Here is a 13,504-nt window from a genome sequence, read left to right on the forward strand (position 1 = left end):
GATGACCACTCTCTGGTTGGCCACCGTAGTCGTCTGCTTGCTGATGTACATGGTCCTGGACGGCTACGACCTCGGTATCGGCGTGGCCACCCTCTTCGAACGCGATGCCGCGCACCGGCGGCACCTGGTGGAATCGGTCGCGCTCGCCTGGGACGGCAACGAGACCTGGGTCATCCTGCTCGGCGTCGCGCTCTGGGCCGGCTTCCCCCTGGCCTTCGGCACGATCCTGCCGCACGCCTACCTGCCGATGACCGTGGTCCTCTTCTCCCTCATCGTGCGGGGCGTGAGTGTCGAGATGGTGTCGCAGGCGCCACCGGCCCGCCGCTGGACCACGGGCTTCGGTGTGGCCTCCCTGCTGGCCGCCTTCGGGCAGGGCTTCGCACTGGGCACGTTGACCTCGGCCATGCACCTGCGGGGCGGCGCCTTCACCGGGTCGGCGTTCGGGGCCTTCAACTGGTTCTGCGTGCTGACGGCGTGCGCCGTCACGGCCGCGTACACCGCCCTCGGGTACGCCTACACCAAGCTCAAGTCGTCCGGGCACCTGCGTGAGTCGGCCGCGCGGCGAGGTGTGATCGCCACAGCGGTCGCGGGTGTGCTGCTGGTAGCGGTGCTCTTCACCATCGACGACACGGCGGCACCGCTGAACCTCAGCAGCCCGGGGCGCGCCTTCGCGTTCGGTGGCCTGCTGCTGTTCGCGGCGGCCGCAGGTGCGACCTCCCTGGTGACGTTCCGTTGGAAACAGCAATCCCGCGCGGCGGACACCCTGCCCCTGGGCGGACTGGTCGTCGCGACGGTGTCCGCGTTCCTGGCGCTCGTAGTGGCTCGCTACCCGGTGCTCGTGCCACCCGGCATCACCGTCGACAACACGGTCAGCCCCCACGGGGCCATGGTCTTCATCCTCGTCGGCATCGGACTGAACATGCCGCTGGTGCTGGGCTACAACGTGTTCGCCCACCGGGCCTTCGCCGGCAAATTCCCCACTGAACACCACGCTGACGAACCCTCAGCTGAGGGTCCCGCTGTCACAGGAGCACACGCATGACCAACCAGAGCGTCACCCGCGAGGCCAGGCCCGCGACGTCGCTGCCGATGCCGGTCCGCGTCGTGCTGCGTCTGCTGGCGGCGGTCGGCTGGACTGTGCTGAGTCTGTTCACCTTCGCCGTCTGCGAGGGGATCTTCGCCGGCTACCCGCAGTTCCACACGCCACTGCTGACCACTCTCGGCATGATCGCCATCGCCCTGATCGGTGGCATCACCTGGATCGTGGACGAGCGGCGCGCCCATGACGACGAGTGAGCCCGTCCCCGCGGACGCCCCGCGGGCCGAGGCATGGCTGACCGCGATGGCAGTGCCGGGACGGCGCTGGTTCAGCCTCTCGGGCGCCTTCCTGACGCTCGAGACGGTGTTCACGATCGCCCGCTGGGGCGCTCTGGCGTGGCTGGCCCAGGGTCTGCTGGAGCATCGCGGCACGTCGCGGGAGACCGTCGGTCTGGCGGTCTTCGTCATCGCCGGCGTGCTGGCACTGACCGCCGAGTGGTTCGCAGGCAGGCTCAGGGAGCGGGGCGCGCGCGCCGTGGCCGACCGGGCACGGCAGCAGTTGGCCGGTGCGCTGCTCCCGCCCGCCGGACGGACCAGCGACACCGGGCCGGCCGAGGCAGCGTTGGCGATGGTCGATCTGGTCGACGACGTCGCCGACTACCACGCCCAGGTCGCGCCGCTCGGCCGGTCGGCTCCGCTGTCCATGGTCGCCGTCCTGGCGGTCACCGCTGTGCTCCACTGGCCGGCCGCGATCGTGCTCCTCCTGACGACCGCGCTCATGCCCCTCAACCTGCGCCTGGCCGGGCTGTTCGCCCAGCACGGCGCGGACCAGCAGCTGGCCGCGACGCAACAGCTGAACGCCATCGTCCTGGACAGCTTCCGCGGCATGAGGACCCTGCGCGAGCTCGGCGCCGTCGGCCGGCGCGGCCGAACTCTCACGGCGGCCGCCGAGCGGCTGAACAAGGCGACCATGAGCGTGCTGCGCCGCTCTTTCCTGTCCGGGATGATCATGGATGTGGTCATCACGTTCTCCATCGCGGTGAACGCCACCTACATCGGCTTGTCGCTGCTGGGATACGTGCAGGTGCCGCAGGCCCCGAAGCTCACCCTGTTCACCGGTCTGCTGGTGCTGCTGGTGTGTCCGATGTACTTCACCCCGATGCGCACCAGGGCCTCCGCGTTCCACCAGCGTGAACGCGCCGAGACCGCGGCCGGCGCCATCCTTGCCATCGTCGAGGACACACCTGCCGAGGCGGCCCGGCCGGCGCTCACACTACCGACCGAGCCGGTCGGTGTGTCCCTGGACTCGGTCCGGTTCCGCTACAACGGCGCTGACCAGGACACCATCAGCGCCGACGTCGAGTTCGCGCCGGGTACCTGGACCGCGGTCACCGGGGCCTCCGGCGCCGGCAAGAGCACCTTGCTCTCCTTGATCGCCGGTCTGCGCCTGCCGTCGGCAGGGCAGGTCCGGTGGGAGACGTCATCCGGGCGGCAGGCGCCGGCGCTCGGCGCCTGCGCCTGGGTCGGGCAGCAGACGGTGCTGCTCGACGCGACCGTCCGCGACAACATCCGCCTCGGCCGTCCGGACGCCACCGAACAGCAGATCCGGCAGGCGGTCGAGGCCGCCGGACTGCGCGCCGTGATCGAGGGCCTCCCCGAGGGACTGAACACCCGTCTCGGCGAAGGCGGTTGGGGTGTGTCGACCGGCGAAGCCCGTCGGATCGCCATCGCCCGCGCTTTTCTGCGCGGAGCCCGGCTCTGGCTGCTGGACGAGCCGACCGCCCACCTCGACTCCGACAGCGAACGCGAGGTCGTCGAGGCCCTGCGGCGAGCCACCGACGGCTGCACCGTCATCATCGCCACCCACTCCTTCCCGCTGGCCGCCGCAGCCCACGGCGTGCTCGCGCTTGAGGACGGACATCTGCGCGACGCGAGGCCGGTGAACGCACAATGATCAACCGCATTCAGGTCGGTGCCGACCGTGGCCGGCCGGCACGTTCGCTTGCGGCCGCCGGGCTCGTACTCGCCGTCGTCGCCGAGCTCTCCTCCGTCGGCCTGTTCGGGCTGTCGGGATGGTTCATCAGCGCCTGCGCCGTCGCGGGCGCCGCCACCTTCAGCTCCTTCTCGTACATCTCTCCCAGCGGCGGAGTACGTGCCTTCGCCCTGGCGCGCACTGCCGGCAACTACAGCACGCGGCTCACACTGCACGCGGCCGCCTTGAAACAGGTCTCCACCGCTCGGTCCGACATGTTCGACAACGCCGCCACGGCCGACCGGGCGCGGATGGACGGCGTGTGGTCCGGCGAGTTGCTGCACCGCAGTATGGATGATGCCGACAACGTCGGAATGGCGCTGATCCGGTCCACCGCGCCCATCGTCGTCACCGCGGCGATAACCGCGTGCGCCATCGCCGCCGTCGCGCTGGCCACGTCCGTCGCACCGGCGGCTGTGCTCGCCGCCGGTGTCGCGATCGCCACGCTGATCGCCTACCGGACGCCCGGCGCCGCTCGCGCGGCGGAACAGCACACCCGCAAGGCGCTCCGCGCCGAACTGGTCACGGCCGTCGACGCCTGGACGGAGATGGCATCACTCGGCGCCGGCGAGCAGCTCGCGGCACGCACGACGGCGAAGTTCACCCGCCTCGACACCGCACGTGCGACCGTCAGCCGACGCCAACTCGGCACCATGCTGATCACCGCTCTGGTCGGCGTGGCGACTCTTGCCGCCACGATGGCTTGGGGAGCCCGCACCCGCCAGGGCCCGGCCACCTTCGTGTTCGTCGCGTTGATGGCGGTCGGCGTGCTGGCCCAGGCACAGCAACTGCCGGCTGCCGCCGAGGCCCGTGCCACCGCGGCAGCCGCGCACCACAGGCTGACAGCCTGGGAGCCCTCACCCTCCTCGGACGACGGGGCCGTTCCGGCAATGACGTCGTGGACCACCGAGCAGGACGTCGGCTTCGCCGACTACCTGCTTCCGCCGATGGCCCTGCGACCGGGCCGTGTCCTGGACGCACGTGTGGCCCGCGGCGCGATGCTCGTAGTCACAGGCCGTTCCGGCAGCGGCAAGAGCACATTGCTCCGCGCCCTTGCCTCTTCGCTGCACCGATCGCCGGCCAGCGACGACGGTCGGCCCGCCGTCACAGCCGTCGCGGCCGACGACTACCTCTTCGCCGGAACACTCGGATCCAACTGGCGCCTCGCCGACCCCACCCTGACCGACGAAGAAATCGACGCCCGCCTCGCGGAACTACGGCTCAGCGAGAGCGGACTGACCGTCTCCACCCCCGTCGGCCCCGGCGGAAGGCAGCTCTCAGGCGGAGAACTGCGCCGCGTCTACCTGGGCCGGGCACTGGCAACCCGCCCCCACGTGCTGATCGTCGACGAACCGACCACCGGCCCGGACGACCAGACCGCCCGACACATACTCGGCATGCTCGCGGACCTGCCCGACACCACCGTCGTCATCGCCACGCACCACATGCCGACATGCCTCGCAACAGCAGGGCAGGTGTCCACCCTCCCGCTTGCCTGAGCCTCCGGGTGGCTCGGTTCGTTTCGCGACCCGAGCCACCCGGAGGCTCTGCCCTCATGCACCGTCCTTGCGGCTACGCGAGCGTCACCTCGGTATGTGGCTCACGTCTGTTCCGCGAGGGGACGCACGGTCCCACCCGCACCCCCGTGCTCTGCCGGAGCTTCCACTCCCGGTGAGCGGGGAACCAGCCCGATCAGTAGGACGCCGATGACGCCGGGTACGGCCAGTGCGTAAAAGTTCCACTGGTATGCCAGCCCGGCCCCGATGATGAGCCCCAGCAGCGGCGGGGCGAGCATCGAGCCGACGCGGCCGAAGCCCAGCGTCCAGCCCAGTGCCGTGGCGCCCATGCGTACCGGATAGTGCTTGGAGACGTTGGCGAGGATGAACGTCTGCGTGGCATTCACCCCGGCACCGCCCAGCGCGACGGCCGCGTACAGCAGCGCCGTGGGCAGGCGCAGGCTGAGCACTATCACGGCCACGCTGGACACGAGAAATGTCACGGTGATGATCGGCTTGGAGCCGAGTCGGTCGGCTGCCAACGAGAGGACGAGTGTGCCGACGACGGCTCCGATGTTGAACACGAGAAGGAAGCTGAGCGCGGAGCCCGCGGAGAAGCCGGCCCGTGTCATGAGCTCCGGGAGCCAGGTGTTGTATCCGTAGATCATGAACAGACACAGGCAGGTCATCGCCAGGAAGCACAGGGTCGCCACGACGTAGCTGCGGGAGAAGAGAGTCTTCACCGACGACGTGCTGCCTGAGCCGGTTGCGGACTGGTGTGGCTCCGATGCCGGTACGACGTTCTGCGCATCGTCCGTGGTGATGTTCCAGCGGTCGGCAATCTTCTCCGCCTCGGCATGCCGCCCCTTCGCCCGGAGGAACGCGATCGACTCGGGCAGGAACTTGAGGGCCAGCGGCACGACCAGGACGAGCGGGAGGACGGCGCACAGGAACATCGCCTGCCAACCGAACCGTGGAATCACGAAGATTCCGGTGAAAGCGGCGATGATGCCGCCTACGGGAAAGCCGCTGAAGAGGATCGCGAAGACCAGGTTGCGCGTTTTGGGATGCGAGTACTCGCCGACGAGTGCGCTGGCAATCGGCAGCACGCCGCCGAGACCGAGGCCGGCGAGGAACCGGAAGAGGCCGAAGACCTCCGGAGAGGTGGCCGTCGCGCACAGGCCTGTCATCACCGAGAACCAGGTCAGGCAGGCGATCAGCATCCTGCGTCGGCCCAGTGTGTCGGTGAGCGTGCCGAAGGTCGTAGCTCCTACGAGCATCCCGACCAGGCCGATGGAACCGATCAGACCGGCAACAGCGGGAGTGAGGCCCCACCCGGGTTCGTGGAGAAGGGACGGAATCACCGCGCCGTAGATGACCACGTCATACCCATCGGAAATGACTGTGATCCCACAGATCGCAAGTACCAGCAATGTCACCGGAGGCCAGGTGGCGCTGCCACGACTTCCTCTGCGACTTACTTCGTGCATGTGAATTCCTCTCACATAACTTCGTTGTTCGGTGAAAAGTTCTTTGCCTTGTTTGCGGCGTGTGGGAAGTTTTTGTAGCGGTCGCCGACCGGTGCCGTCCCAGGGCGCGCATGGCGGAGGGCAGCCGGTCTGGATCAGCGGGTGTGACTCTTGTCTGCAGGTCGCCTGGGCGGCTGGGTGCCTTGGCTCACGCGAGGACGGCGGCTCTCCTCACGCATGCTGTGTCCCTTTCGGAGGACTCCGGGCCATGACCGCCGGCGATGTTCCTGCCCACATCGTCGGCGACTGACCTCGCACCGCTAAGTGTGCACACTATGACGGGCCTGTAAAGAGTTGCGTACAGAAACCTGGATGCCGGGTTCTGGAAACCTGATGGTCAGGCCCAGTGATCCCAAGGCTGCAGTGGAGACGTTCAGCTCCGCTCAGGTACGACCCCACTTGCGATCAGCGTGGGTGTATGCAATTGCTGTCCGGTCAGGCCGCTCAGAGCGTTGGGCGGGCGCCTCGGACGACCCCTCGGACCTCGCAGCGCCCGGGCACGGCGGCGGTCACGTCACCTCTCGGCACCGGACCTCATGCCGCGGGAGATACCGCGGCCGGCCAGCAGGACCGCGGGCAACAGGAGATGGGTTCGGGCGTCCGCGCCCACCACGGACAAGGCCGCGACAACTCGGCCCTTCGAGTCGGTGACCGGCGCCGCCACCGAGTAGGCGTCAGGGCTCATCTCCTCGCGCACGATGGCGGCGCCGGTCCGCCGGCATTCCGCCAACGCCACACGCAGTGCGGCCGGGTCGGTGATGGTCCTGGGCGTGAAGCCGGCCAGGCCATCCCGTACGACCACGGTGAACAACTCCTCGCCGGCGTGTGCCAGCAGCACCTGGCCGACGGCCGACGCGTGCAGGGGCAGCCGTCCGCCGACTCCGGCAACCAGCGGAACCGCTCTTGTCGCGGAGATACGTTCGACGACGAGGGCGTCGGTGCCGTCGAGGACGGCCAGTTGCACGTGCTGCTGTGTGGCGGAATGCAGATCTTCCATGATGGGCATCGCACGGACGCGCAGCGGCAGCCCCCGGGGGTTGAGCGTGCCCAGCTCCCACAGGCGCAGGCCGATGACGTAGGCGCCGCTCGGGGTGCGCTCCAGTGCTCCCCATGCTGACAGTTCGCCGACCAGCCGGTGGGCGGTGGCGTGGCGGAGGCCGGTGTGCCGGCATATCTGGGCGAGCGTCAGCTCCGGGCGCCCCGGCGTGAACGCCCCCAGGATCGCCAGGGCACGGGAGATGACCGTGCGGCCACGGTCGCTGCTGTTGGCCGTTTCGACTCCTCATTACCGCGCCGACGGAGCTCCCGCCCGCGCCCTTCTCCTGCTCGCGGAAGTACTGAACGCAGGAAGGTGTCCATTCACCGGACATCGTACTGGCCTTCGTGGAGCCGCTCCCCGAATCTCTCTTCCGGGCCCCGAGGCCCTCACGGGACGGCGCGGGCGAAGGCTGCGAGCCAGCTCAGACTCTTGGGACGGAGTCGACTGCTTCCTCATGGGCATCACGCCTGGATCCGGCCGACCGACTGGGCGCGCGGATCCGTAGGAGCAGTCCTGCGCGATGCCGAGCCAAGGACGGGCCCATGGCCGGACAGCGGGAGCCGCCACTGCCGCTCGCCATGGACGTCGCCGCCGATCCCGCCTTATTGATGAAAGGAGTCCGGACATGCACATGACCGGGACGTCGCGAGCCGACGGCGGCCATGACGCCGACTCGGCAGACAGGTCGTTGATCCGCTTCGAGCACGAGACCCTGCCGCAGAGGGTGTGTTTCGCCTCGGGTGAGGCTGCGGCGACCGTACGGGCCGAGGTGCAGCGGCTGGGCGCTTCGCGGGTGATGGTGATCGCGGCAGCCGCGGAGGCGGAACTCGCGCAGAAGGTCACCGCCAGCCTGCCGGTCGTGCTGCGGTGGAGTGAGGTGGTGATGCACGTTCCCGTGGAGGTGGCCGAGCGGGCGCGCGCCGCCGCGGCCGGACACCAGGTGGACTGCCTGGTCAGCGTCGGTGGGGGTTCCACCACCGGCCTGGCGAAGGCGATCGCGTTGACCGCTGACGTGCCCATCGTGGCCGTTCCCACCACGTACGCGGGCTCGGAGGCCACGAGTGTGTGGGGTCTGACCGAGCGAGCACGCAAGACCACCGGGGTGGACGCACGGGTCCTGCCACGCTCGGTCGTGTACGACGCGACGCTGACGGTGTCCTTGCCGGTGCCCATGACTGTCGCGTCGGGGCTGAACGCCCTGGCGCACTGCGTCGACGCGATGTGGGGCCCCCGGGTGGACCCGATCGACCGGGCGCTGGCGGGAGAGGGGATCCGCGCGCTGGTCGCAGGGCTGCCCGCGGTGGTGGCCGACCCGGCCGGACTTCCCGGCCGCGAGCAGGCGTTGTACGGGACGTACCTGTCGGGGGTGGCGTTCTCGTCGGCGGGTTCGGGGCTGCATCACAAGATCTGCCATGTGCTGGGCGGCAGGTACGACCTGCCGCACGCCCAGACCCACGCGGTGGTGCTGCCGTACGTACTCGCGTTCAACGCACCCGCCGCCCCGGAAGCCGAGCAGCGGATCGCGGCCGCATTCGGTGCGCGGTCGGCGATCGAAGGCCTGCAGCGGCTCCGACACGACGTGGACGCGCCGAAGGCGCTGCGCGACTACGGGTTGAAAGAGACCGATGTCGACGACGCCGTGCAGGCGGTCCTGGACGTGGTGCCGGACAGCAATCCGCGTCCGGTGACAGCCGGCGATCTGCAGCGTCTGCTGCGTGCGGCCTGGGCGGGGACGGACCCGCGCACGATGAACGACGGCAAGGAGTACTGATGACGATCGAGCGGAGCAGCGAGGCCGGCGCGCAGGTGGATGCTGAGCAGCATGAGCGTGAGGAGGCCCTGGTCGAGAAGGTCGTGGCCTCGTTCGAGACCGCGAAGGACCCGCGACTCAAGCAGCTGACGCAGGCGCTGACCCGGCACCTGCACGCGTTCCTGCGCGAGGTGCGTCTGACCGAGGAGGAGTGGGCGGCGGCGATCGAGTTCCTCACCGCGGCCGGGCACATCACCGACGACAAGCGGCAGGAGTTCATCCTGCTGTCGGACGTGTTCGGGGCGTCCATGCAGACGATCGCGATCAACAACGAGGCGTACGCGAACGCGACCGAGGCGACGGTGCTCGGACCGTTCTACGTCGAGGGCTCAGCCGAGATCCCGCTGGGCGGGGACATCTCCTTCGGTGCCGCCGGGCAGCCGTGCTGGGTCGAGGGCACGGTCACCGGCACGGACGGGAAACCGGTGCCGGGTGCCCGCATCGAGGTGTGGGAAGCCGACGAGGACGGTTTCTACGACGTGCAGTACGACGACGACCGCATGGCGGGGCGCGGTCACCTGTTCGCCGACGAGAACGGCGACTACCGGTTCTGGGCCATCACCCCGACCCCCTACCCGATCCCGCACGACGGTCCCGTCGGCGCCATGCTCGCCGCCGTCGGCCGTTCCCCCATGCGCGCCTCGCACCTGCACTTCGATGTCCGGGCCGACGGCAAGCGAACCCTGATCACCCACATCTTCGTCCGCGGCGACGAGCTCCTCACCAGCGACTCCGTGTTCGGTGTCAAGGACTCGCTCATCTACGACTTCGTGGAGCACACCGCGGGCACCCCCACCCCCGACGGACGCGATCTCGCGGACCGTACCTGGTCCAGCGTCCGCTTCGACATCGTCCTCGCTCCCGCTCACGCCGCAGGGGCAGGCATTCCTTCCACCACAGGAGTCAGTGAATGAGCAGCCAGGACACGAGACACACGCCTGACCTGCGGGTGGCCGTGGTCGGCGGAGGAATCGGCGGTCTGGCCACCGCGGCGTTCCTGCACCGCGCCGGGATCAAGGCGACCGTGTACGAGCAGGCGCCCGCCCTGACCGAGGTCGGTGCCGGCCTCGTCGTCTCCCCCAACGCGGTGCGACTGCTGCGCAGCCTCGGCCGGCTGGACCTCCTCCGCGAGCGCGCGGTGCCGCTGCAGGTCGGGTGGGAGTTCCGGCGTTGGGAGGACGGGAGCGTGCTGTTCTCCGAGGATCTCGGCCAGGAATTCGAACGGCGCTTCGGCGAGCAGAGTTATGTCGCGCACCGCGCTGATCTCCTCGCCGCGGTCAAGGCAGCGGTCCCCGAGTCGTCCCTACGGCTGGGGACTCGTCTCGCCGACCTCCGCCGACTGGACGAGGGTGTGGAGCTGACGTTCACCGATGGATCACGGGAGGTCGCCGACGTGGTCGTCGGCGCCGACGGTGTACACACCACCGTGGGACGGTTCGTGACCGAAACGGGCTCGCCGCGGTTCTCGGGAATGTGCGCCTGGCGATCCCTCGTCCCGGCGGAGCGCGCGCCGGCGTTCGCGCGCCGTCTCGCCCAAACGCTGTGGCTCGGCCCCGACCGTCACCTGGTCCACTATCCGATCTCCGGCGGCGCACAGATCAACATCGTCGCGTTCGGGCCGGCGCACGACTGGACGACGGAATCCTGGTCGGCCGAGGGACGGATCGAGGACCTCCGCGACGAGTTCGCCGGGTGGTCCGACGACCTGGGGGCGCTGCTCTCGGCCGCGGAGCGCACGGGGCGGTGGGCACTGCTCGACCGGGATCCGCTGGCCCGCTGGACGAACGGGCCCGTCGCGTTGCTGGGCGATGCTGCGCACCCGATGTTCCCCTTCTTCGCCCAGGGAGCGGCGCAGGCGATGGAAGACGCCGCCGTCCTGGCAGGCTGCCTCGCCGAGGGACCGGAAGACCCGTCTGCCGCGCTGCGCCGCTACGAGGACATCCGCCGCCCTCGCGCCACCAAGGTGCAGCAGATGAGCCGGGGCAGGGCAGAGAGCAACCATCTGCCCGACGGGCCCGCTCAGCAGGCCAGGGACGCCTCGTTCATGAGCGATGACCCCTTCGCCCAGAGCGGGTGGATCTATGGGCATGACGCCGAGCTGGCCCTGAAGGAAGCGCTGGCGGCACCCTGAGCGTCGTCCCCGGTCGCTGCTGCTGCGGGGCCGCCAGGGGCGCGCATGCCCGTTGGCAGTATGACGGTCCTCCCGTAGGTACTCGACGATCACAGCGGCAGCGGCTTGCTGCGCGAGCGAGTTGGTAGCCTTGCCGTCAATGGGGCGGTATGCGTAATTCATCCAGCGGTGGAGGTCTCGCCGCCCCCACGGTCTGCGGGCGAGCAGGAGGCGTGGTGACGGCTGGGAAGGCTGACCCCGCGAGGGACGCAGAGCAGCCCGAGCCTCTGCGGTCCGGCTTCCTGGCGGCACCGGGCGAAGACGTCTGGGGGACTGGGGAGCGGGGCACGAAGACACTGGACCTCGTCCTCCAACACGCGACGACATGCCTGGGCGGCCTGGGCGCCTTGGTGCACCGGCACGACAGTGCCGCCGGTCGGCTGCGCCTGGTCGCGGCCAGTGGCCTCGCCCGTGAGAGCGCGGAGGCGTGGGCCGATCTGCCCGACCAGCAGGACGCGGCGCCCGCGCACGCCGTGCGGCGTGGTGCATTCGTCGCCATTGCCGGGGACAGCCTGGGCATCGGCGCGGCCGGCACGGCGGCAATACCCCTGCCTGGCGCCGACGGCCCGGCCGGTGTGCTGTCCGTGCTCACGGCAGGACCCGGTGAGCCGGATGAGGCCCAGCGGTCCCTCATGCGCGCGTTGGCGGGTTGGGCCGGTTCGCGCCTGGGCGATGGGCCCGGCACCTCGCTCGGCCCCGGCCCCATGGCAGGGGCCGAGCGATCCGTACGCATGGGTGAGCTGACCGCCGCACTCGCCGAGGCCGTCACCTCCCGTGACGTCGTGCGGGCCGTCGCGGAGTTCGTCCTCGCCCCCTTCGGCGCCGACGGGCTGATATTCCAGTTGTTGGAAGGGGACCGCCTGAGAGTCGCCGGCGCTGCCGGATATCCGCAGCAGTTCCTCAACTTGGTCGACGGGATGCCGCTCAGCGCCCATGCCCAGATTCACGACATGGTGCGAACTCGTACTCCTCTTTTCATCGAATCGAGAGCGGAGATCGCCAGGCGCTATCCGACACTGGGGCATCTGAATGATTCGTCCCCGAAGGAGGCGTGGGCGTTCTTGCCCATGATGGCCTCGGGACGCGTCATCGGCCTGTGCGTGGTGTCCTTCAGCGAACCGCGCTCCTTCAACGACGAGGAGCGCACCTTGCTGACGGCTCTGAGCGGTCTGGTCGGTCAGTCGCTGGAGCGGGCCCGCCTCTACGACGTGGAGCACGCCCGAGCCCAGGAACTGCAGCGCGGCCTGCTGCCCAGGACGCTGCCCCGCCTGCCGGCCGCCTGCGCCGCCGCCCGGTACCTGCCCGCGGGCCGGGGCGAAGAGGTGGGCGGCGACTGGTACGACCTGATCCCGCTGTCCGCCGACCGGGTCGCCATGGTGATCGGCGACGTCATGGGCCACGGCATCACCGAGGCTGCCACGATGGGCCGGCTGCGCACGGCCGTACGCACCCTCGCCGATCTGGAGATGTCCCCCGACGAGCTGTTCAGCCGTCTCAACGACCTTGTCTCCGACCTCGGGGAGGACTTCTACGCCACGTGCCTGTACGCCGTCTTCGACCCTGTCGCGCGCACGTGCTCGTACGCCTTGGCCGGCCACCCCCCGCCGGTCGTCGTCCATCCCGATGGCACCGTCCACAGCCCCGACGTGGCTCCGGACCCGCCGCTGGGCGCCGCCAAGCTGCCCTTCGAAACGCACCGGTTGCACCTGCCCGACGAGAGCCTTCTCGTCCTGTGCACCGACGGGCTGGTCGAATCCGTCACCCGGGACGCCGACGAGGGACTGGCCCAGCTGCGGCAGATGCTCTCCCCGGCTACGTCCGACGCCGCCTGCTTCGAGGCCGCCGACGAGGACGACGACGTCCGACGCCTGGAGGAGTTGTGCGACATGGTCGTGTCGGCTCTGCTGCCCGACCACGAACAGACGAATGACGACGCCGGCCTGCTCATCGTCCACACCCGGTGCGCCGACGCCCGTGACGTCGCCTCCTGCAGCCTCCCGGACGATCCCCGGGCAGCCGGACAGGCCCGCGACTACATCCGCAAACAGCTCGACGCATGGGGACTGGACGAGCTCACGCTGACCACGGAACTACTGGCGAGCGAGCTGATCGGCAACGTCGTCCGCCACGCCAAGGGCCCCATCCACCTCCGCCTGCTGCGCAGTCGCTCCCTGACCTGCGAGGTCTACGACGGCAGCCTCACCACACCCCGCATCCGCCACGCCAGTTACACCGACGAAGGCGGACGCGGCCTGCAACTCGTCGCCGCCCTTTCCCGGCGCTGGGGCGCCCGCTATCTCCACGACGGCAAATGCATCTGGACGGAGCAGGACCTCCCGCTTACGGCTTCGGGGGAAACCTGAGCGCACAGGCGTTCCCGCGCCGCTGCC

10 protein-coding genes and 1 pseudogene are annotated in these 13,504 nt (G+C 69.7%); 8 read left to right on the forward strand and 3 right to left on the reverse strand.

The window, feature by feature from the left end; translation table 11 throughout:
- Window position 1: 1 nt before the first annotated feature.
- Genes OG303_RS00890 through OG303_RS00905 form a run of 4 tightly spaced genes read left to right on the forward strand, consistent with a single transcriptional unit; the run spans window position 2 to window position 4,569 of the window.
- Window positions 2–1,042 (forward strand): cytochrome d ubiquinol oxidase subunit II, encoded by a 1,041-nt coding sequence (locus OG303_RS00890; RefSeq protein ID WP_405863704.1) that lies wholly within the window; start codon window positions 2–4, stop codon window positions 1,040–1,042.
- Window positions 1,039–1,296 (forward strand): hypothetical protein, encoded by a 258-nt coding sequence (locus tag OG303_RS00895; protein WP_405863706.1) that lies wholly within the window; start codon window positions 1,039–1,041, stop codon window positions 1,294–1,296. Before OG303_RS00890 ends, OG303_RS00895 begins: the two co-directional genes overlap by 4 nt.
- Window positions 1,283–2,992 (forward strand): ABC transporter ATP-binding protein/permease, encoded by a 1,710-nt coding sequence (locus OG303_RS00900; protein WP_405863708.1) that lies wholly within the window; start codon window positions 1,283–1,285, stop codon window positions 2,990–2,992. Before OG303_RS00895 ends, OG303_RS00900 begins: the two co-directional genes overlap by 14 nt.
- Entirely contained in the window at window positions 2,989–4,569 is a 1,581-nt protein-coding gene (locus OG303_RS00905) for an ATP-binding cassette domain-containing protein (RefSeq protein ID WP_405863710.1), read from the forward strand. Before OG303_RS00900 ends, OG303_RS00905 begins: the two co-directional genes overlap by 4 nt.
- A 101-nt stretch (window positions 4,570–4,670) precedes the next feature.
- On the opposite strand, the gene OG303_RS00910 is transcribed toward OG303_RS00905, so the two are convergent.
- The 3 genes and pseudogenes from OG303_RS00910 to OG303_RS00920 all read right to left on the reverse strand — a co-directional run.
- A complete protein-coding gene (locus OG303_RS00910) occupies window positions 4,671–6,056 on the reverse strand; it encodes an MFS transporter (protein ID WP_405863711.1) in 1,386 nt (461 codons plus the stop codon).
- A gap of 553 nt (window positions 6,057–6,609) precedes the next feature.
- Window positions 6,610–7,092, reverse strand: coding sequence for an IclR family transcriptional regulator (locus OG303_RS00915; RefSeq protein ID WP_405863713.1), 483 nt, complete (start codon window positions 7,090–7,092; stop codon window positions 6,610–6,612).
- Between the two features lie 96 nt (window positions 7,093–7,188).
- A pseudogene (locus OG303_RS00920) lies at window positions 7,189–7,335 on the reverse strand (helix-turn-helix domain-containing protein); the annotation flags it as partial.
- Between the two features lie 490 nt (window positions 7,336–7,825).
- Between OG303_RS00920 and OG303_RS00925 the strand changes: the two are divergent.
- The 4 genes from OG303_RS00925 to OG303_RS00940 all read left to right on the forward strand — a co-directional run bounded on the left by OG303_RS00925 (window position 7,826) and on the right by OG303_RS00940 (window position 13,477).
- Entirely contained in the window at window positions 7,826–8,905 is a 1,080-nt protein-coding gene (locus OG303_RS00925; protein WP_405877027.1) for a maleylacetate reductase, read from the forward strand.
- Complete coding sequence (locus tag OG303_RS00930; RefSeq protein ID WP_405863715.1) at window positions 8,905–9,858, forward strand: intradiol ring-cleavage dioxygenase; 954 nt, start codon at window positions 8,905–8,907, stop codon at window positions 9,856–9,858. Before OG303_RS00925 ends, OG303_RS00930 begins: the two co-directional genes overlap by 1 nt.
- Window positions 9,855–11,075 carry an FAD-dependent monooxygenase gene (locus OG303_RS00935; RefSeq protein WP_405863717.1) on the forward strand — a complete coding sequence of 407 codons (1,221 nt, stop codon included), beginning with the start codon at window positions 9,855–9,857 and terminating at the stop codon, window positions 11,073–11,075. The genes OG303_RS00930 and OG303_RS00935 overlap by 4 nt, the downstream gene beginning before the upstream one ends.
- 215 nt (window positions 11,076–11,290) lie before the next feature.
- Window positions 11,291–13,477 (forward strand): SpoIIE family protein phosphatase, encoded by a 2,187-nt coding sequence (locus tag OG303_RS00940; RefSeq protein WP_405863719.1) that lies wholly within the window; start codon window positions 11,291–11,293, stop codon window positions 13,475–13,477.
- Window positions 13,478–13,504: the final 27 nt, after the last annotated feature.

Source organism: Streptomyces sp. NBC_00005, assembly GCF_045160215.1.
Classification (GTDB): Bacteria; Actinomycetota; Actinomycetes; order Streptomycetales; family Streptomycetaceae; genus Streptomyces.